This window comes from Blastococcus mobilis (assembly GCF_900188025.1).
GTDB lineage: Bacteria > Actinomycetota > Actinomycetes > Mycobacteriales > Geodermatophilaceae > Blastococcus_B > Blastococcus_B mobilis.
This window is the reverse complement of record NZ_FZNO01000026.1, coordinates 24,538-44,725: the sequence shown is the minus strand read 5'-3', so window position 1 is coordinate 44,725 and position 20,188 is coordinate 24,538. Positions and strand designations below refer to the sequence as shown.

Here is a 20,188-nt window from a genome sequence, read left to right as displayed (position 1 = left end):
GGGCTCAGGGTGAGGGCGCGGGCACCGCGCTGTCCAGGGAGGGGTGCCGCCGACCCGCGGTGAGCAGCAACCCGGCCAGTGCCGCACCCACCGCGAGCCCACCGAATGGCAGCCAGGCGGCCGGGGCGAGGATCACGACCAGGGCCCCCTGCCAGCGGGGCAGCCCGGGGTCTCGCAGCATTGCAATCCCGGCCAGGACGATCCCGGGCATGATGAGGTAGCCAAGCCACTCGACCGCCATGAACCCGGTCGGCAGGTCACCGCGCCCGAGCAATCCCTGGAACACCGCACCGAGGGTGACCACGGCGTACTGCAGCGGGCCACCGATGAAATTCAGCCAGGCACCGACATGCCCGGTGGACCCTTGGTGCATCCGGCGCCGCGCCCACAGCGCCAGCACAGCCGTCGGAAGGAAGGCCCAATACCACAGCACGGTGACGCGGCCGAGCCACTGCGGCCACTCCTGGCGTCCGTCGCCGTACAGAGATTCCACAACTGCCTCGTGCACCGGGATTAGCGCGCCACCGACGACCAGCAACGCGACGATGACAGGGACGGGGATGCGGGCGAAGGCGCCCCAGATACGTGTCATGCGGAGAGCCTCTGTCCGAGCTTTCCCGGGTGACCAGGGAACAGCACCCCATAGGCCCAGGAAAAATGATCGGGATGGCGCACCCGCTTGCTGCACTGCCCTGACCAGCAACGGTCCTGCGGGCGCCCAGCGGTCAGCGTCCGGGAGACTGGCATGGGTGAGACGAGTCGCCGACCCCTGCCACTTTGGCCTTGCCGGCAAAGCGCGTGCTCTGCCAAGACCCGGATGCCGCACGGCTGGGCGACGACTCGCCGTCGGCGCGCTGTCGACGACGCCTGCAACTGACCCCTGGCCGCTTCCACGTGATTGCCGGTCGGGTCGACTTTCAGCTCCGCCTGACGGGGGGTCGCTTCAAAGCCTTGCCGGGCGGCGACCCGCCGGGAGATCTCCTCCACCGACACCGCCAGCCGCTCGCCCGCGCCCGGCTGTAGAAGACGGCGTACTGCCACAGCGGGGTCTGCCACCAGTCGGCGTCGCCGGTGGACCTTCCTTCTGCGGAACGGCCGGCAAGGTGACAGCGGTGCGCATCGAACTGTCCCTTAATCGGCCTGAGTTGCGAGGAAGCGGGCGACGGGATTCCTTCCAGCCCGGACTCGCTTCGGGGCGGGCTCCGGGGTTCGGCCCTGCCGTGGCACCGCTATGCCGCGGCAATCGCGCAACGGGAGCGCGAGGCATGCACGGGCCAGCTGGCGCCGGAGTGGTCGAGGGCGCCGTGCCCGTGGCCGAGCCGCCAGGTGGCGCTGCCGGCGACGGCCCGGGTGACGAAGGACTTGGCGGCCGCGAGCGCGTCCTGCACGCTGCCGCCCCTGGCGAGAAGCGCGGCAGTGGCGGAGGCGAAGGTGCAGCCGGTGCCGTGGTTGTTGACAGTGTCGATCCTGTCCGCCCGTAGTTCGTGCAGCGAGGTGCCGTCCCACACGATGTCGATGGCCTGCTCCGGGCGGTCGCTGCTGGCGTGGCCGCCCTTGACGACGACGGCGGCGGGCCGAGGGCGCTGGCCGGTTCGCGCTGGTCGTCCAGCGTGTCGATGGCAGTGCCGAGTAGCACCTCGGCCTCGCGGAGGTTGAGGGTGATCACGGCCGCGTGGGGGAGCAGGGCCTGCAGGTAGAGGCGTTCGGCCAGTGGTTCCAGCAGCCGGTCGCCGCTGGAGGCCACCATGACCGGGTCGATGACGAGCTGGGGCAGTCGGCCGGTCGCGGCCAGCTCGGCGACAGCTGTGACGATCTCGGCGGTGGCGAGCATTCCGGTCTTCACCACGGGTAGGTCGTCGAGGACGGCGTGGATTTGGGCGGTGACGAAGTCGGCGGGCACCGGATGGATGCCGCGCACTCCTTGGGTGTTCTGGGCGGTGAGGGCGGTGATCGCCGTGGCGCCGAAGACGCCGAGGGCTTGGAAGGTCTTGGAGTCGGCCTGGATGCCGGCGCCTCCGCTGGAGTCGGAGCCGGCGATGGTCAGCGCCACGGGCGGGGTCATGTGGCCGTCTCCTGCAGTGCGGCGAGGTAATCGGCGACAATTTCCGGGTCGCGCATGACCGGGGCCCATGACGGCGACCCCGCGGGCGCTGGCGGCCAGGCAGCCGCCGACGTCGGCGGGCTAGATGCCGCCGAGGGCGTAGGCCGGGGGTGCCGTCGGGATCGGTGCGGCGAGCTCATCCAGGCTCAGGGGCGGGCCGTAGCCGGGTTTGGACGGGGTGGGGAAGACGGGGGAGATCATCACGTGGTCACAGCGCTCCCGGCGCGCCCGCAGCACCGGGCTCCGGGACGAGCGCCTGCACCTCTTGCGGCTCTGGCTGAGGTCTGGCCGGAGGCCTGAGCCGCGGATACTCGGCTGGTCGGGCGGCATGCCGACCGTACGCAAGGGAGTGCGGCGAGACGGCCACGGTGTCGACCAGACGGCCACGGTGTCGACCAGTTCGTCCACCGCGTCGGGCGCAGGTGCTCGGTGTCGGCCCCTTGATGCGGTCGCCAAGCCGGGAGCAGTCGTGCCAGCCCGTGCAACGTTGCACGTCATGAATCCCTCTATCGGCAGTCGCGAAGGGATTCGTGACCGTTCGAGTGAGTGTCACAGGGTGTGCCAGTGACCGTCCCTGTTCGGGCGGAGCCGGGGCGGGCCGGGCCGGTCGCAGACGCCGGCCCAGAAGGGAAGACCCCGGCGATGCCGGTGACGCCCGGGTCGGGGTGTGTCGACGGCTCCCACAGACGACCGCGACGACAGGGCGCTGGACGGCGGGTTGCCCGCTGTCCCAGTGGCAGATGCCTCCGGTTTCCCTCCAGCCTGCGGTAAACCCAGCCTGGGGTCCTCGAGTCGCTCCGCAGTGATCTGGCCCCATGCGGGCCGGGCCCGTGACGACCGAGTTCTACAGCGCGGGCAGGAGAAACCCGCTCCGCCACCGGCCTTGTGGACAACGACCTCCCGTCATGTGCGCCAGAGTCTGGGCCATGCGGTGACGGTCTGCCGGTGGGTCGTGGCGGGATCTACCGGCGTAAACCGTGCATCAGCGGCTCGGACGAACGCAAGTCGGACTGGCGAGCCTGAAGACCGGGCTGCAGGACGCCGGCGTGCGGAGGTCCGCCTGCGCGACGGCCGGCACACCTCGGCGACGCTGCTCCTCGCCGAGGGCGCCCACCCCCGGGTCGTCGTGAAGCTGCTCCGGCACGCGCAGATGCGACGACCACGGATACCTTAAGGCCGCGTCCTGGTCGCGCTGGCCAAGGAAGCAGCCGAGCGCATGGGGACGACTTTCTGGGGCTGATGGCCACCGCCGCGGCCCCGACGGCGATCACGGCGGCATCAGGGACACCAGTTTCGGGGCACGCCTGCGCCGGCGACGTCGCACGGTGAGGCGACGAGGCGGATGCCTGCGGCGATCGCCGTGCATCCAGGCTTAACCCGTTCCGGTGAGATCAGGCGGAATTGGCTACGCATGCCTGAGCCAGAAGTCGATGTCTGGATCGTGGCAGAGCATGGACATCCGGCGACCGCGCAGCGGCGTCCGGTCCGCGCGCTGTTTCTGACCATCGGCCTGGCCGGGCTGTTCGCCACCGGCATCGGGGATCGTCCCGACGGCGCGGCGTGGGACCGGGCGTACGACGTCGTCCTCTTCAACCTGCCCTACCTGACCGCCGCCTGGGCGTGCTTGGCGGCGGCGCGCCGGGTGCGGACCGAGCGGATCGCCTGGGCCGCCCTCGGCGTCTCGTTGACGCTGGGTGCGATCGGCAACGCCCTGCGCGTGCTCTCCGCCGGCCTCCAGGGCAATGAACCGCCGTCAGCGCTGTCCACCGTCATCCTCGTGGCCGGCTATCTCATCCTCTACGTGCACGTCGTCGGGTTGATCCGCGCTCGCGTGCCCCGGTTCCACCCCAGCATGTGGCTCGACGGGGTCATCGCTGCGCTCGGCAGCCTCGCTGCCGGGGTCGCGTTCGTGCTGGGCCCCCACCTCTACCCGGCCCCCGGTGAGACGGCGGTGGCGGCCGTCGACCTGGTGGCCCCGACAACAACCGTCCTGCTCATCGCCGTGCTCATGGTTGTCGGCTCCATCCTCGGGGCCCGCCTGGACCGCACCCTCTTCACGGTGCTCTTGGGGCTGTGCTTCATCTGCGCCTCGGACATCATCCTGTTCGTCTGGAAGGTCCACGGCACGTACGTCGACGGCGGGCCGCTGGAGCTGGGCTGGCTGGCGTGCGTGGTCTGCGCCGCGGCCGCGGCGTCGGGGGCGCGCAACCGCCCCGCGCCGGTCGACCGCAGCGGCTCCCGCATCGGCTCGCGGTTGCTGGCCGTGCCGCTGGTCTGCATCGTGGCCAGTCTCGTCGTCCTGAGCCCGGGCTGGTCCCCCCCGATGCCGGCCATCTCCGCCTGGCTGGCCATCGGCTGCGTGCTGGCCGGCATCGCGCGCATCGCCGTGACCTTCCACGAGGTCCGCGGGTTCAACCAGGTCAAGCAGGAGTCCCGGACCGACGAGCTCACCGGCCTCGCCAATCGCCGTGCGCTGCTCGAGCGGGCCCAGCGGGTCGTCGCCGCGGCCACCGCGAGCTGCCCTGCGGCACTCCTTCTGCTCGACCTCGACGGGTTCAAGGAAGTCAACGACAGCCTGGGGCACCGTGCCGGTGACGACCTGCTGCGCCAGATCGGCCCGCGGCTGCGCGGCTCGCTGCGCGCTGACGACATGCTGGCCCGGCTCGGTGGCGACGAGTTCGCCGTCCTGCTGCCGGCCGCGGGGGTCCAGGACGCGCAGGCCCTCGCCGACCGGCTGCGCGAGCTGCTGCTCGAGCCGTTCACCGTGACCGGCGTCCGGCTGCACGTCGGCGTCAGCATCGGCGTCTCCACCACCCCGGCCCCGGCGGCCACGGTGGAGGAGCTGCTGCACTGCGCGGACGTCGCCATGTATACCGCCAAGAGCGCACGGGAGGGGGTGCACGTCTACGTCCCCGACCCCGTCACGGGGACCGCCGGCAGCGACCGGCTGCGGACCATGGAGGAGCTCCGGACCGCGCTCGCCGAGGACGAGCTCGCCGTCTTCCTGCAGCCACAGATGGACCTGCGCCACGGCGGCATTGTGGGGGCCGAGGCCCTGGTCCGCTGGCACCACCCCACCCGGGGGCTGCTCTCTCCCGGTCACCTGCTGCCCGCCGCCGAGCAGGCCGGACTGCTGCGGCCGCTGACCGACCGGGTCCTCGAGCTGGCGCTCGCGGCGGCCGGCCGCTGGTGGGCGGACCACAAGGTGCCGGTCTCGGTGAACCTCTCGGCGGCCAACGTGACCGACCTGGACCTGCCGGACAAGGTCGCGGCAGCGCTCCGTCGGCACGGGCTGCCGGCGCTGGCGCTGACCCTGGAGCTGGTCGAGGACACCCTCATGGCCGATCCGGAGCGCGGCCGGACGGTGCTCGCCGATCTGCGCCGGATCGGGGTCCGGACGTCGATCGACGACTACGGCACCGGGTACAGCTCACTGGCCTACTTGCGGCACCTGCCCGCCGACGAGCTCAAGCTCGACCAGAGTCTGACGGCTGATGTCGATCGCGATCCCCGCGCGGCGGCCATCGTGCAGCACACCGTCGCGCTCGCCCACGACCTCGGTCTGCGCCTGGTAGCCGAGGGCGTTGAGACCGTCGCGACGAGCGCCACGCTGGCCCGCCTCGGTTGCGACGTCGCCCAGGGCTACGCGATCGCCCACCCCATGCCGGTCGAGGAGTTCCTGCGGTGGCTGGTCGCCGCCGACTCCGCGCTGGTCGACGAGACGCTGGTCCCCCGGCTCAGCCGGGGCGCCGCTCCGGCCTGACCCGACGGCGGGACGTCCCGGATCCCGTCCGGTGCCCCCGCCGTGACTCACGCCTCGTGCCGAGGCTCTCCGTTATCCTCCCGGTACGCTGCGTACGTGACGCCGTCCTCGCCCGCGAGTGAACGCCTCCACCCTCGCCGCCTCGAAGGCCCCGATGGCGGGTCCCGCGCCGCAGGGCCCTACGACTGGCGCGACCTCGCTCCCGAGATCGTCCGTCAGCGGCTGGTCATCGAAGGCATCCCCGCCCGTCCCGTCGGCGCCACGGAGATCCGGGCGTACCTCTCGGCACTATCCCGCGAGGTTGACATGGTGCAACTGATCGAGCCGGTGACGCACCGCTCGGACCTGTACGGCTGGGCCGGCTGGATCCACTGGGAAACGTCGGGGGCCCACTTCTACGCCTGGGAGCGGCCGCAGCTGTTCTTCTCGGTGGACATGTACACGTGCAAGGCGTTCGACGTGGACACCGCCGTGTCCTTCACCCGCGCGTTCCTCGACGCGGACACCGTCGTCGCGAAGTCCTTCTGAGGTGCCGCTCCGTCTCCTCGTCGCCCACTCCTCAGCCGAGCGGGACGCCGCACGGGCGGTCGAGGCACGGGTGTTCCTGCAGGCGTTCGGCAACACGCCGGAGGTGATGGAACAGGAGTACGGCCACTACCAGGGGCGGTCGCGCTTCGTCACGGTGATCGACGAAGAGGGCGGTTCGGCCCTCGGTGTCGCTCGATTGATCCTCCCCGACGCCACCGCCCCGGTGAAGACGCTGGTCGACGTGGCGGGCGAGCCCTGGCATCTGGACGTGGTGAACAGCCTCAGGGCGGCGGGTCTCTCCAGCCGGCCGGTCTGGGACGTCGCGAGCCTGGCGGTGGACCGGCGCTTCCGCAGCGGCGCAGCCGGTGCCGAGGTCATCGTCGCGCTGTGCCACGGCGTCCACCAGTACTCCCTGAACTGCGGCGTCGAGGGCCTGGTCACCGTCCTGGACGACCGGATCCTCCGGGTGGTGCGGGCGATGGGCATGCCGTGGACCCCAATGGCCGGAGCCACCTCCCAGTACTACCTGGGCTCACCCGCCAGCACGCCGTGTGTGATGGTCATGTCATCCGTCGCGGAGAGCATCCGGACCCGCCGGCCCGACCTCGCCCCCGCCGTGATCGACGGCATCTTCCGCTCGATCGTCCTGGACCCGGCCGATCTGCTTCCCGGCCGCGGCGGTTCCCTCCCCCGGGTCCCACCATGCGACCAGCCGGACCGGCCACCCGTGGGACGGGACAGGTCCGCGTGGAAGCCACCCACACATCGCCGCACGGGCACTCTGGTCAGCTCGCCGGACCCGAGTACCTGAGGGCACGTCAGCGGACAGCTGGGTGGCTGACTGGCTGCCGGCCTTGACGGGGAAACCCTGGACACTTTGGTATCCCATCCCCGGGACGACTTCCCTGTGATGAGGTAACCACCTTCTAACCGGCCCGCCGACACATGGGTAATGGGTCGGCACGTCTACGAGGCGGTGGTGCCGTGGTGGGACTCCTGGCCGCCGGGGACCTGCCCGAGGACGCGGCGAGCCCGCCCTGCACTGCTCCGGACAAGCTCTCGCACGGCCGCCCAGCGGCACCCGGTTCTACCGGCTGCAGTATCCGCAGTCGGCCACCCGCCCCATCTCTGCCCGACCTGCGTTTCCGGCTCGCCGGCCTCCCCGTCCCCGCACTGGTGGTCAGGGATCCTGCGACTACCAGACTGGTCGTCCGCCGTCACCTACCTCGAGACCCTGCCCGAGGCGCGGCTGATCTACCTCCGCGGTAGACACGACAGCTACCAGGACCTCCCGGACACCTACCTGGACACCGTCCGCGCCTTCCTCACCGACGTCCCGCTCCCAGTCGCACCAGAACCTGCGCTCGCTCTGTCCTCACAGTCGGTGACCAGCGCCGGCAGAGACCACCCGAACGGGCCAACCGTCTGCGGTCGCCACCCTCTCAAGCCGGGTTCTAACCTGAAGTGACTGGGTGAACCCGTAGAGCGAGGGGCGGCGATGAGCGAACACGTGGCCGTCACCGCGCCCCCGCGCCGCCGGCTTCGCCGTTGGGCGTGCCGTAGCACCGTCCTCACCGGGCTCGGCATCGGCCTCTGGCTCGCGGGGACGTCAGTCGCGTCGGCGGAGGAGGTCACTCCCCGCGAGAGCCTGTGGGGGACGGCGGCACAGACCGTTGACGCACTCGCCCCGTCGCCGGCCCTGCCTGTCGCCGAGGCGGTTCATCAGGTTGCCGGTACGGCGGTCGCGGTACCCGAGACTGCCGCTGCCGCTGCCACTGCCGCGGCCGCACCGGTCACTGACTCGGTCGGTGCCGTGACCACGCCGGTCGCTGAGATGGTGCGTCCGGTTGCCGCACCGGTCACCGACGCCGTCCGCGACGTTGCGCGGCCGGTCGTCGCACCGATCCGGGACGCCATCCTCGCCTCGGTCCGGGAAGCCATCTTCGCCCCGGCCCGAGGGGTCCTCCTTGCGGCGACCGTCCCGGCCCCCGCGGGTGAGCGAACCGAGATCGCCGGCCCGGTCGTCAGCGACAGCGCCGTCTCAGCGCCCCAGGTCACACCCGGCGACACCGCCCTCGGTCCCGTGTCGCCGAGGGCGACCACCGCCGCGGCAGCGGCCTTCGGGGCCGACCCGTCCACCGTGGCGGCGAAGGCGGGCGCGCCGGCCTCCGCGCCCGCCTGGCCCCTGCCGGTTCCGGTGCCGGCCGTTCCCTCCACCGGCGGCGGGGTCGCCGCGGGCGCCTCGAACGGCTCGGATCCGATGCCCGCCGACCTCACGCACACGCCGTTGGACGCCGAGCTTGCGGCCGCGGGGATCTGCCCGGCGGCCGGGGCTCACGTTCCTGTGGGCAGCGCTGCCGATCCCTGCTTCTCCCCGGACTGAGTGTGGCCCGGCCGGTCTGGTGCCGGCACGGCATGTCATCGGCCCGTCGAGGGCCGCACTCGGGACTTTCAGGAGAGAGCAACGATGAATGGATGGGTGAAGCGCGGCTTGCGGACGGCGCTGCTCACCGGTGGCTTCCTGGCCGCCGGTGTGGGCGTCGCCGCCGCCGACGAGAACGACTTGACCGCCGACCTGCTCGGCGTCACCGCCACTGTGCCGGTGCAGGACGGTGCCGTCGCCGAGGCGCCCGTCGTGACCGGAACGGGGCAGGACCTGGCCGTCGGCGCCGAGGACGGGCTGCGGCTGCCGGTCGACACCGACACCGCGCCAGGAACGACCGTCCACGATGATGCGGGGACCGGCGGGCTGAGTGCGCCGGTCCGGGTCACCGAGGCCGAGGACCGGGCTCCGGATCCGGCCGATGGGCTGACCGTCACCGTGCCGATGAACACCTCCGGTGGTGGTTCGGCCGGGACGACGGTGACCGCGCCGATCGTCACCGGGAACGTCGGGGGCGTGCTGGACGGCGATCCGCTGACCGGCGGTGAGGTCCACGTCGACCTCGACGGCCCGGTCACCTCCGGACCGACCGACGCTGGGCTCGTCCTGGACCTGGCCGACACGGTCACGATCGGGGACAGCGGGGCGACCGCCCGGGACACCGTGCTGGAGGTGCCGGTCAGCCTCGACGGCGATGCCCCCAGCACGGTGGACGTGCCGGTGCCGGGCGCCGGCGGAGCGCTGCTGTCGGACAACGACGTGAACATTCACGTCGGTGACCTCCTCGAGGACGGCTCGGCCGGGCGGCACCCCTCCGTGGACGGCGAGCCGACAGAAAGCCTGCCCGTCGACCTCGGCAACCTGGTCCCCGAACTCGGCGACCGCACCGGCACGGGCGCTGACGGTGCGCTCACCGGCAACACCGTCGATGTGGACCTCGCCGATCTGCTGGGGGGCGACGGTGAGAGCGCCGGCACGGTGGCCGTTGTCAGCATCGACGGCGACGGTGAGGGCACGCGGGACGACAACGTCATTGGCATCAGCCTGCCGCTGGACGCGGGCGCCCTGCCCGGTACCGGCACCGGCACCGGCACCGATGACGGCACCGGGACCGGTGGTGCCGGCGCCGATGACGGAACCCAGCCGGAGGATGGGACCGCGACGCCGAACGCCGGCGGTGACGGGACCACCTCTGGCACCGGGACCGGCACCGCCGAGGGGGCGGCCGGTTGCGGGCACGAGTGCACCGACGCCACGGGCGGCTCCACCGGCGACACCACCCCTGGTGGTGCCCGCGCGGAAGCCGGTCCCATGAGCGGTCCCCAGCCGGCTGGTGCGCCGACCGGGGACGGTTCGGCCTGGGATCCCTGTGCGGGGCAGTCGCTGGCCACGCAGGCCGCGTCCACCCTCGACCGGCACAGCGCGGCCGCCCCGGTCGCAGCCGGTGCCGCGGGATTGCTGGCGGCCCTGCTGCTCGCGGCCTCCCGCGGCCGGCTGTGGACCGACCCGCGGTAGTTCCTGCACGTCGGTGGCCCGGACGTCGCTACGGCGCCCGGGCCACCGGCGTGCCGGCCACACCCGCCCCACACCTCGGCGGCCAGGCCGGACCTTCACGCGACGTGTCGCCGACCCGGAGAAGCACCCTGGGGCAGCCGAGATCACAGCGGGGTCAAGCCCGCTGTGACCGGTGCGCCAGATGCTCACAGCAGCGGTCCCGGGCGGCGGCCCGGGCGGCCGCGGGTTCAGTAGAGGTAGCGGTCGATGCCGGAGCCGTGCGCCCACATGTGGTTCATGCGGTCGGCGGTGCGGGCGTGGGCGGCTTCCTCGGCGTCGGTCAGCACGCAGTCGGTGCCGGGCGGGGTGGCCCGCAGCCGGGCGGTGAGCAGGCGGGTGTCGTCGCTGGGGGCGAGGTCGAGCAGGCCGGCCAGCCGTGCGAGGAGCGAGACCAGGTCTGTGCGGTCGGTCCGGCGGTAGCCGCCGCCGAGCTGCTCGGCGTGGTCGTCGACCAGCTCGGCGATGTTGGCGTTCAGCCGAGGGTGGCCGAGTGCGTCCGCGGTGGCGGAGAGGACGTTGATGTCGGCGGCGGGCAGGGTGAGCGCGGTCAGCGGCGCGTGCTCGTAGCGGCCGTCCGGGGCGAGCAGCCGGCCGCACCCGGGTCCCCGGGACTGGGTGGGCGCCAGAGCGGTGAGCAGGCGCTGCGCGGCGGCGAGGGCGACCCGACCGGCCAGCGGCGCCGACACCCGCAGCGGCTCGGTGTCGGTGCCCGGACCCTGCCGGTCGTCGTCCTCCCAGGTGCCCAGGCACAGCAGGATTTCCTCCAGGGCGCGCAGCGGCGCCAGCGGCTCGCCGTCGAGGTCGACGACGAGCACGGTGCGCTGCCCTACCGGGGTTTCGTCGCTCGCTCCGGGGCGGCCGGTCGCCTGCTCAGCCACGGGCGGACCACCGCTCGGCGGCCGACCGGCCGGTCAGGCCGGTGACCCGGCCGATGTCGGCCCACGAGGCCCCGGCGGCGAGTGCGGCGCGCACCGCCTGGTCCAGCGCGCGGGCGGCGGCGGCCTGCCGGGCGGCGGCCGCCTCGACGTCCTCGAGGGCTTGCCATCCGGCGATGTGGCGGCGCCATTCGGTCATCACCCGGTGCTCTTCGGCGGCCTCCAGATCGGCCCACGGGCCGGCGGTGGCCAGTCGCCGCGCCGCGGGGTCGGCCAGCTCCGCTGGTACGCGGGTCCAGGGGGTGCCGCGCCAGCCGCAGGTGCAGCCGGCGGCCCAGCCGACGACCGCGGCATCGGGGCGCCACTGCTCCGCCTGGTCGATCACCTCCAGGCGGGTCCTGGCCGCCGCTGTGGGAGGGCACGATCCCGTCGCCACCGATGACCGTGCCGTCCTGCCAGACGCCCTCGGCGGTGGAGCCGTCGCGGTAGGTCAGCCGCACCCGGTCGCCGTTGCCCGGCCCGTCGTCGGGCCGGCGGGCCACCAGCACACCGCGGGCGCTGCTGGCGCCGGCGCCCTGCGCGCCGTCGGCGAACACCGGCACCACCCAGCCCTCGTGCTCCTGGCCGTCCACGACCGGGCCCATCCATCCCATCGCTCCTCCTCTCCGTGCGTGGAAGCAGCGTCGCCGTTCCGGCGCCTGCCGGAGCCCGTCCTGTTCGGCTTCTGTGGATGGCCGTCGTTGTCCACAGCCGGGGCTGGCGACAAGACCTCACCGTGTGCCCGGAGCCCGAAGCAACGACGGCCATTCCACGTCGCCCCGCTCTCCGGAGGCGGGGGCTATCGCCGCGGGGACTGGGCTTGTTGCTCGGTTGCCAACCCAGTCGGTTGATGTCCTCGCGCCGGTACACGACGCGGCGGCCGAGGCGGAAGCCATCGGGCCCGACGCCCAAGTGCCGCCATAGCGCAGGGTGGCCACCGGAGTGCGCAGAACGGCGCCGCCTCCGCCAAAGTCAGCAGCTCGGCCGCCGCCGTTCGAACATCGTCGTCAGTCACGGTCGCGCACCTCCGCGCTTGGAGAACAGCATCGACGGGCGCCCGCCCAGCACGCCGCATCGCAACGCGCGGCCCAGCGGGATTCGATCCGTCCCGATAAGCAGGCTCCCGGGGCCTGCTTCAGTTGTTCTCCGGCCGCTGCCCGGCCCTACTCCGCGGCACGGGCTGCTGACCGGCCTGAGCCGCCCGCGCTTCTGCAGCCGTTCTCCGGTAGGCCGGCGACAGCCGCGCGACCAGCGCCCACACGGACTGGAGAACCACTGGAGGTCCGCTGCTGACCTGCCAGGCACCCGCCACCTGCTGCCAGACCTCGCACCCGGCGAGCCTGAGACTGAGCCCGCACGGTCCCGCAGGTGCGGGCGGCATTCCGGCGCCGAGCCCCCCCACGGTGCTGTGCTCACCGAACAGCCTTCGCGGACCCCGAACGACTCGCTCGCAAGGGCGAGCGTCAGGGGGCCGAGCGGGACACCATCGGCCTCAGCGTGCGGTTCGTGGTGCAGGTGGTTCCTCCGTCGGGCGAGCGCTGACCTGGCCAGGCTCGGCTCATGGCGCTCGACACCGCACCCGGAGCACGGCGAGACCGCGGGGCCGGTGATCGGTCCGCCAGGGGCCTCCGCGAGGGGTCGGGTGATCGAGGTTCCCTGACCCGGTGGCCGCGCCGCCCACGTCGTCGCGCCGGGGCCGGTGGGGCAGGCCAGGAGCACCTTCGGGCCACGCTGCGCGTGGCGCCGGCTGCGCCGTCGTCAAGGTCCGCCTGCAGCGGGCTGTGCTCGCTGGTCCCCCGACCCGTCCGGCAGCTCAGCGTAGGGGCCTCCCGCGCCGTCTCCTCCCGACCGGACCAAGATCCTTCCGCCCTGCGGGCGCTGCGCTGCGGAAGCAGTCTTGGTCCGGTCCTCCCCCGCCGTCGCTCCCGGCCCCGGAGCAGAGCTCTGTGCCGGACGGGCCGGGGGAATGGGTGGCAGGACACCCTGTTCCGTGGTCCCTCCCGATCCGGTTTCGGCTCCGGTACCGGGAGGGTCCAGATGACCACCACCAGCAGCACGACCCCCGCCAACAACAGCCGCGGCGAAACGGGCAGGGCCGGACGGAGTCGGCGACCGCAGCTGAGTCCGGCGCAGGGGGACGCGGCCGACGCCGCCCGGTAGTTCGTCGGGTCCCTGGCGTGCGTCGAGGTAAAGAAGTTCAAACCGCGATGCCCGCAGGCCCTACACCGACTCCACGACGTGACTGACGATGCGAAGGCGGGTCAGCACCTGAAGTGACGGCTGGCGCGGACCGCTTGAGGTGCCGGCTTCGCCTCGCCGTCGTCGTGTCCCCTCGGTGTCCCTCGCGGTCCGAGGCTCACGTTGTGGCCACCGTCGGCTGTGCCAACTCGTCACGCTCGGTATGGAAAGAGTTCCGATCTGTATTGATTGTTGGTGGGCGGCCAGGCACTATCGGGGCATGCCGGAACTGCGGTGCGCGGGTAAGTCTCTCCCCGGTTTCATCAGCGTCGAGGTCGAGGACGACCAGCGGGTGCTGCGGATGTCCGGGGAGATCGACGCCGAGGTGGTCGACGCGTTCCGGGAAAAGCATCCGGCCGCGCCGCTGATCACTGCGGTCGACCTGGCCGGGGTCACGTTTCTGTCCTCGGCGGGGCTGAGCTTCCTGATCCGCCAGACCCACCCCGGCCGGCAGGCCGGTCGGCTGCCGGTGCTGCGCGGCGTCACTCGGCCCGCGCACCGTGTCATGCAGATCGCCGGCGCCACCGGGCTGTTCCAGCCTGCCGCCTGAGCGACGCGAGGACCTCGCCCGGCACCTCGCTGCCGAGCTGGCGGTCAACGGCTGGTCGGACCTGCTTACTGTCAGCATGGTCGGCTTGGTGAAGGGTCGGTTGACCTCGCCCCGACCGGGTCCACCGGGTCGAAACCTCCTCCGATCTCGGTCTGCAGGCCGCCCTGCGTGAACGCTCCGGCAGGCGGTGCTTCCGGGGCGCCCGGCGCTGATCGCCCGCGGTGCCGGCCTTCTACGGCGGCAGGAAGATCATGTACGGCATTGACTATCCCGGGATGCCGTACTCCCTGAACAGCGCGCAGATCACCACCTGGGTCGTCCTGGCCGTGGTTGCCGGCAAGGTTGTGGGCGCCGCCTTCTCCTGGGTCGGGCGCCCGGGCCGCCGGGGTGCCGTCGTCACGGCCGCAGTCATCGGCCTACTGGGGGCCGACGCCTACCGGCGCTGGCCAACTACCCCGCAGACGCCCCGGTCGTGGTCGCCTTCACCGTGTTCGCCGCCCTGGTCGTCCTCGGGGTGGCCATCCGCTCATCCCGCCAGCTCGCGGCGGTCGCCGCCTGGGCGCTCCCCATGGCACTGCTCGGTCTCGCGCTCGTCTCGGCACCGGACCTGCTCGAGCAACTGCTCTTCAGCGGCAGCTGCTCGGGAGAGCGAAGTCCGCTCCTCTTGACGACCTCGGCCGGTCCCCGGCTCCTACCAGCTGGTCGGTGATCAGGTCGGCCTGGATCGTCGTCGAGAGCGGGATGGGGCGCTCGACGGGATGGGGCGCTCGGGTTGGTCGAGGTCGGCCCCGGACGTGGCCACAGCCTCGATCACCGGCCCGGACTCGCGTCGGGATGCGCCGTCCTCGCTCATGGCCCACCTGCACGGTCATGGCCCACTGTTGCGGCCTCGCCCACCCCGGCCGCCGGAAAGTCGCGAGAAGCTCCTCGGTCTGCTCCTGCGGCGGCGGCCGGAACCATGCGTGGTGAACCGAACCCTCGCGGCAATGGCCGCGCCGACCACCTGTCACGTGTGACGGTCACGTGCCGGAACGGAATCGAAGCGCCCTGTTGACGGTGTCGAGAACTCGATAGCGTCCGCCATCCGAGACCAGGAGGCCCTGTGTCTGCGTCCGTCGCTTCCCCCGACGAGCGAGCTCCCCAGCCGGTCCCTCCGCCGGAGGCGGCCGAGGTCGTCGCTCTCCCCTCCGCCCGCGGCGTCGCCGGCGGCCTGGTCCGCGCCATGGCCCGGCCGCGCCCTCTGGCCCGGGAGACCGTCCGTCTCGGCCGGGACTTCGCCGCGATCCTGCGGGGCACCGACCGGCTGGCGCCGTCGGAGCACGACGAGCGCTTCACCGATCCGGCGTGGCGCGAGCACCCCGGCTACCGGCGGCTGGGCCAGGCCTATCTGGCGTGGGGTTCGTCGCTGGCCCGAATGGTCGACCAGTACGAGGCCGAGGGCGCCGACTGGCACGCGGTCGAGCGGGCCCGGTTCGCGCTGCACGCGCTGACCGGCGGCATGGCGCCGACCAACACGCTGCTGGGCAATCCGGCAGCGCTACGGCGGGCGATCGACACCGGCGGCCGCAGCGTCCTGCAGGGCATGGGACACCTGGTCGAGGATCTGCGGCACCACGGTGGGTTGCCCGCGCACACCGACCGTGCGGAGTTCGCCGTCGGCCGGAACCTGGGGGCGACCCGGGGGGCGGTGGTGTACCGGGACGACGTCGTCGAACTTCTGCAGTACAAGCCGTCGACGCAGCAGGTGCGGCAGCGGCCGCTGGTGATCGTGCCGCCGCCGATCGGCCGCTTCTACTTCCTGGACCTGCGGCCCGGGCGCAGCTTCACCGAGTACGCCGTCGGCCAGGGGCTGCAGGTGTTCCTGATCAGCTGGCGCAACCCGACCCGGCAGCACGCCGGCTGGACCCTCGACACCTACGCCGAGCGCATCCGCCGCGCGATCGGGGTGGCCCGGGAGATCACCGGTTCGCCGGACGTAAACACGATGGGCTTCTGCGCCGGCGGAATCCTGCTGACCACGCTGCTCACCCACCTGGCCGCGATCGCCGACCACAGCGTGCACAGCGCCGGCTACGCCGCCACCCTGCTGGACTTCGCCGCACCGGCGCCGATCGCCGCGTTCGCGGGGCGCCGTCTCGGCGCCGGCCGGCGCGTCTCCCGGCCGCGCGGGGTGATCCCCGCGCGGACGATGCAGTCGGCCTTCAGCTGGATACACCCCGACGAGCTGGTGTTTCACTCCCTGGTGCACCAGTGGCTGATGGGCGAGGACCCGCCGGCGTCGGACCTCCTGGCCTGGTACGCCGACGGCACCAACCTGCCGGCCGCGCTGCACGCGCAGTTCCTGCAGATCTTCCGGGACAACAGCCTCCTCCGGCCCGGCGCGCTGACGGTGCTCGGCACCCCGGTGGACCTGGGCGAGATCACGCTGCCCACGCTCGTCCTCGCCGCGGCCGACGACCAGCTCACGCCGTGGACCGGCTGCTACCGGACCACCCAGCTGCTGTCGGGCCCCGCCACCTTCCTGCTCAGCTCCGGCGGCCACCTCCAGAGCCTCATCACCCCGCCGGGTAACCCGAGGGCCTGCTACTGGACCGGCGGGGCCCCGGAGCCGGACCCAGAAGACTGGCGGGCCGCGGCCGAACGACACACCGGCAGCTGGTGGCAGGCCTGGGCGCCGTGGACCATCGCGCGCTCCGGCGACCAGGTGCCCGCGCCCGCCCAGCTCGGCAGCGGCCTCCATCCGCCGCTGCAGCCCGCACCCGGTTCCTACGTCCTCGACCGGCCGCCCGCCTGACCCGCCCTCTCCGCGGAGGGCCGGTCCCCAACGCGGCGACGCCCTCGCCAGCGTCAGCCGGCGCAGCGGCAGTCGGGCGGCAGCCGCGGGACGGCCGCGCATTTCCGGCGCTCGCCCCGCACTGTGCCGGTGGCCGCACCGGCTCGGTGACCGCCCCGCACGCCCAGCCAGGCTTCCCGGCGGACAGGAGCAGCAGGTCATGAGGATCACCGTGGTCGACCGTCCCGACCTCGCCCGCTTCCAGCTGCGGATCGACGATGAGGTCCTCGGCTGGGCCAGCTATCACGTGGCCGACGACGCCATGACCCTGCCCTACACCGAGGTCGACCCGAGCAGGCACGGCCGGGGGCTGGGCACCATCCTGATCCGGGGTGTCTTGATCGCCGCCCGCCAGCGCCGGCTGCGGCTGCAGCCCTACTGTCCCTTCGTCCGCCACGTCCTGCGCGCCCATCCCGCCGAGCTCGACCTGGTCGCCGCCGCCGACCGGTCGCTGTTCGGGCTGCCGCCCGCCCAGCCGGACCGAGCCTGAAACCCGATCCAGGGACCGGCCGCCCGCGGGACGACGGCGCGGACCATCTGGGCACGCTGGCCGCTGGGTACCGGCTTCGTTGAGCGCCGCCTCCCTGACGTGAGACCCGGGTCCGCGGTCACGGGGCGGTGAGGTCGGTGATCGGAGCTTTGCAGGGGGCCATGGACCAGAAGGCGACGACCGAGGAGAAGCTGCGCCGCCTCGACGGCATAGAAGCCGTCATGGGGACCACTTCCGCTACGAAGAGCGCTGCCTGCTCGAGGTCCTCGACGGCTTGGGCAACTTCGACAGCGACGAAGCGATCAGCGTGACCGACGTGTTCGGTTCTCTTGCCTGAGCGGACGTCCGACCCGCGCGGTCCCATCTCATAGCTCGAACCGCCACCGGAAGCCCAGAACGTCTCGATCGGTACAGCGGGGAATCACCGCAAGGATCGGCTATCGGGGCAGACCGGTAGCGGGTGCCCAAGGGTGACGGCCGCCGCAGGTGAGTTGCGCGCTTGGGCCGCGGGTCCTACCGGTCGCCTTGGCCGTCTCCGGCGTCGTATCGGCATCTCATGGGTTAGCCGCGACCTCCCTGGCATCCACCGCGACACCACGGCGCGCGTGCGGCCCACGGTCATGTCGGTACCTGGCTGCATAGTCAGCGCTCCCGAGCAAAACGGGAGTCTCGATGCCCGAGCGCTTGTGGCTCGATGTGCCATACGCCGAGAAGGACGCCGCCAAGGCCGCCGGCGCCCGATGGGAGCCCGACGTGCGCCGCTGGTACGCGCCCCACGTGGCACTGCTACCGAAGCTCGCGCGCTGGGAATCCCGGATACCCGAGCTCTTGCCCGGGGAGGACCGCGGCTTCGGCCAAGGCCTGTTCGTCGACCTCGTGCCGTCGACCTGCTGGTTCACCAACGTCCGCAGCTGCGTCGACGCAGCTCAGTGGGACGCGCTCCGGTCCATGGTCTACCGGCGGGCCGGTCACCGCTGCGAGGTCTGCGGCGTTCCGCGCGGGCGTGACCGCCAGCGCCTCGAGGCCCATGAGCGCTGGGAGTACGACGAGGACAGCTTCACCCAGACGCTGCGGCGTCTGATCGCGCTGTGCTGGTCGTGCCACCGGGCGACACACTTCGGCTTCGCCGAGGTCACCGGCGCCTCCGCCGAGGCGAAGGCCCACCTTCGGGCGGTCAACGGCTGGTCGGCCGGCGAGTCTGACGCCCACATCGACCGGGCATTCGCACTATGGGAGATGCGGTCGGCTCATGAGTGGCGGCTCGACCTCAGCATTCTGACGAACGCCGGAATCAAGGCAGTCGAGCTCCCTGCCCCCGGGCGTCGGAGTGAGGAGAGCACAGCGCGCCTGGCGGTCGGGCTGTCACTCTCGGCTGCGGGGGGCGTACGTGAGAGTGCTGGTCACACGGCCTCGGCTGACCGATGCAACGACGAGGAGGGACCAGGTCCCGAGCCGCCCCGCCGGACGCGCTGGGCACGTATTCGAGGAGCCCTCGCAGGTCAGTAGGAGGGAGGGCCGCCTCCGCCTGGCGCCGGGGGGTTGATTCTTTGCGCACACCGGGATCGTGCGATGGCCTGGGCCACGTTGTCGGCGTGGCTGAGCAGTCGCTCGCCGGAGCCGGGCGCTCGGGCCCGCTCGGCGTAGAGACCGGCGAGGTGGCGCTGGCTCTGAGGCTCGGCAGGCGCAGCGCGGTTGACGGCGTCGGCCAGGCTGCTTGCCAGCGCAGTGGCGGAGGTGAGGGCGCGACCGAGACGGTCGAGGTCGGCGCCGCGGGCCTGTACTCGGCGGCCGGCGATGACGTCCCGGACCCGGTCTTCGGGCATGTTGTCCATGCGCGGCAGGTCGCGGGCGGCGGCGTAGAGCTGCCCGTTCCTTGACCAGCGGTCGACGGCGACGGCGAGTCGGTCGGCGAGGACGGGAAGCTGGTTGGTCACCTGTTGAACCGTGCGGGTCAGGCGCGGGAGGTCGGCACGGTCGCGGAGCGCGCTTAGGTCGGCGTGGGAACCGAGGTCGTTGCGAAGCGTGTCGGCGAGGGTGCGGGCCCAGGAGACGACGCCGTGGGGGTCGGTGGGCCTGGCTTGGTGACCGTCGTCGAAGGTCATGCTGATCCGGCCGAGTTCCCACGCGACCGCCGCCAGCAGGGGCCGCATACTTTCGTCGCCCGCCGCAACGGCGACGACGGACGCGGCGTAGTCGCTGGCGATCTCGGCGGCGGCGACGGCGGCGCGGAAGTCCCGCAGGGCCAGGCCGTCGGTGCGCAGGGCTCGGTCGAGCGCCGCGGTGAGCGCCGCTGCGGCATCGACGGCGGTCGGCTCCTCGCCGCGTCGGGGGCGGGCGGGTCGGGGTACCAGGCGATCGAGGACGGCCGCGCCGCTGGCCGTCGGCGGGTCGGCCTGGGCGTCGCGCTCGACGGCTGCGGCCATCCGGCGGACGGCGGCCAGCTCGGCGACCGCGGCCTGCGGCAGCAACCGGTGCGCCAGCCGGGCGCCGTGGTCGGCGGCTTCGGCGAGTGCGACGGTGACCGCCCACCGGTGGGCGCGACCCATGGTGGCGCGGTCGCGGCCGATGAGGTCGGCGGCGACGCCGGCGAGGTCGGTCAGCGGTCCGCCGGTGCGCGGCCACAGCCGGCCCACCGTCGTGCAGGCCGCGGCCAGCTCGGCGGCGGTTTGCTGCCGGTGGCTGACGCCAGCGGTGAGCCCGTCCTGGGTCATGCCAGCGAGGGCGCGGCCGAGGTGGGCCAGCGCTCCGGTGACGTCCTCGATCGCCGCGACGGTGGTCGAGGCCGTGGTGCGTTCGGTGAGCGCGTCGAGCAGCTGCTGCAGGCTGGTGGCCAT

At 72.7% G+C, this 20,188-nt stretch carries 16 protein-coding genes and 2 pseudogenes; 11 read left to right on the top strand and 7 right to left on the bottom strand.

The genetic code is table 11. The features are described 5' to 3' along the window. Positions 1 to 4: 4 nt before the first annotated feature. The 4 genes and pseudogenes from CHB94_RS19695 to CHB94_RS25800 all read right to left on the bottom strand — a co-directional run bounded on the left by CHB94_RS19695 (position 5) and on the right by CHB94_RS25800 (position 2,305). Entirely contained in the window at positions 5 to 592 is a 588-nt protein-coding gene (locus CHB94_RS19695) for a hypothetical protein (RefSeq protein WP_089338259.1), read from the bottom strand. A 637-nt stretch (positions 593 to 1,229) separates the two neighbouring features. Then, complete coding sequence (locus tag CHB94_RS26810; RefSeq protein ID WP_497006394.1) at positions 1,230 to 1,517, bottom strand: bifunctional hydroxymethylpyrimidine kinase/phosphomethylpyrimidine kinase; 288 nt, start codon at positions 1,515 to 1,517, stop codon at positions 1,230 to 1,232. A 119-nt stretch (positions 1,518 to 1,636) separates the two neighbouring features. Beyond that, positions 1,637 to 2,062: pseudogene (gene thiD / locus CHB94_RS26805) on the bottom strand (bifunctional hydroxymethylpyrimidine kinase/phosphomethylpyrimidine kinase); the annotation flags it as partial. 120 nt (positions 2,063 to 2,182) lie between these two features. Next, entirely contained in the window at positions 2,183 to 2,305 is a 123-nt protein-coding gene (locus CHB94_RS25800; RefSeq protein WP_217899389.1) for a hypothetical protein, read from the bottom strand. A 1,237-nt stretch (positions 2,306 to 3,542) separates the two neighbouring features. Between CHB94_RS25800 and CHB94_RS19685 the strand changes: the two genes are divergently transcribed. The 5 genes from CHB94_RS19685 (at position 3,543) to CHB94_RS19665 (ending at position 10,290) form a co-directional block, all read left to right on the top strand. Next, complete coding sequence (locus CHB94_RS19685) at positions 3,543 to 5,864, top strand: putative bifunctional diguanylate cyclase/phosphodiesterase (protein WP_254920791.1); 2,322 nt, start codon at positions 3,543 to 3,545, stop codon at positions 5,862 to 5,864. Between the two features lie 96 nt (positions 5,865 to 5,960). Continuing rightward, complete coding sequence (locus CHB94_RS19680) at positions 5,961 to 6,392, top strand: S-adenosylmethionine decarboxylase (RefSeq protein ID WP_254920790.1); 432 nt, start codon at positions 5,961 to 5,963, stop codon at positions 6,390 to 6,392. 1 nt (position 6,393) lies between these two features. Further along, positions 6,394 to 7,203 carry a hypothetical protein gene (locus CHB94_RS19675; protein ID WP_089338257.1) on the top strand — a complete coding sequence of 270 codons (810 nt, stop codon included), beginning with the start codon at positions 6,394 to 6,396 and terminating at the stop codon, positions 7,201 to 7,203. Positions 7,204 to 7,890: 687 nt separating this feature from the next. Continuing rightward, entirely contained in the window at positions 7,891 to 8,775 is an 885-nt protein-coding gene (locus CHB94_RS19670) for a hypothetical protein (RefSeq protein ID WP_089338256.1), read from the top strand. Between the two features lie 84 nt (positions 8,776 to 8,859). Next, the gene (locus CHB94_RS19665) at positions 8,860 to 10,290 is read left to right on the top strand and encodes a hypothetical protein (RefSeq protein WP_141137568.1); all 1,431 of its coding nucleotides are present in this window, start codon (positions 8,860 to 8,862) and stop codon (positions 10,288 to 10,290) included. Positions 10,291 to 10,517: 227 nt separating this feature from the next. Here the strand turns inward: CHB94_RS19665 and CHB94_RS19660 are convergent, their stop codons facing one another. Together CHB94_RS19660 and CHB94_RS26325 are read right to left on the bottom strand one after the other, a co-directional pair. Further along, positions 10,518 to 11,207, bottom strand: a complete 690-nt coding sequence (locus CHB94_RS19660; protein ID WP_089338254.1) for a LuxR family transcriptional regulator — start codon at positions 11,205 to 11,207, stop codon at positions 10,518 to 10,520. Then, the gene (locus CHB94_RS26325) at positions 11,200 to 11,589 is read right to left on the bottom strand and encodes a hypothetical protein (RefSeq protein WP_254920789.1); all 390 of its coding nucleotides are present in this window, start codon (positions 11,587 to 11,589) and stop codon (positions 11,200 to 11,202) included. The genes CHB94_RS19660 and CHB94_RS26325 overlap by 8 nt, the downstream gene beginning before the upstream one ends. 2,112 nt (positions 11,590 to 13,701) lie before the next feature. On the opposite strand from CHB94_RS26325, the gene CHB94_RS19645 reads away from it, so the two are divergent. From CHB94_RS19645 to CHB94_RS19620, 6 genes and pseudogenes are all read left to right on the top strand, one after another. Continuing rightward, positions 13,702 to 14,031: an STAS domain-containing protein gene (locus CHB94_RS19645; protein ID WP_089338253.1), complete on the top strand. Its 330-nt coding sequence runs from the start codon at positions 13,702 to 13,704 to the stop codon at positions 14,029 to 14,031. Positions 14,032 to 14,282: 251 nt separating this feature from the next. Further along, positions 14,283 to 14,471, top strand: a pseudogene (locus CHB94_RS26800) (DUF6518 family protein); the annotation flags it as partial. A gap of 32 nt (positions 14,472 to 14,503) precedes the next feature. Then, the gene (locus tag CHB94_RS19640) at positions 14,504 to 14,740 is read left to right on the top strand and encodes a hypothetical protein (RefSeq protein ID WP_089338252.1); all 237 of its coding nucleotides are present in this window, start codon (positions 14,504 to 14,506) and stop codon (positions 14,738 to 14,740) included. A 393-nt stretch (positions 14,741 to 15,133) separates the two neighbouring features. Continuing rightward, entirely contained in the window at positions 15,134 to 16,825 is a 1,692-nt protein-coding gene (locus CHB94_RS19635; RefSeq protein WP_254920788.1) for a PHA/PHB synthase family protein, read from the top strand. A gap of 199 nt (positions 16,826 to 17,024) precedes the next feature. After that, complete coding sequence (locus CHB94_RS19630) at positions 17,025 to 17,354, top strand: GNAT family N-acetyltransferase (protein ID WP_089338251.1); 330 nt, start codon at positions 17,025 to 17,027, stop codon at positions 17,352 to 17,354. A gap of 672 nt (positions 17,355 to 18,026) precedes the next feature. Continuing rightward, complete coding sequence (locus CHB94_RS19620) at positions 18,027 to 18,860, top strand: DUF5710 domain-containing protein (protein WP_089338249.1); 834 nt, start codon at positions 18,027 to 18,029, stop codon at positions 18,858 to 18,860. Here the strand turns inward: CHB94_RS19620 and CHB94_RS19615 are convergent. Then, complete coding sequence (locus CHB94_RS19615; RefSeq protein WP_089338248.1) at positions 18,854 to 20,188, bottom strand: hypothetical protein; 1,335 nt, start codon at positions 20,186 to 20,188, stop codon at positions 18,854 to 18,856. The two genes, CHB94_RS19620 and CHB94_RS19615, sit on opposite strands and share 7 nt — an antisense overlap.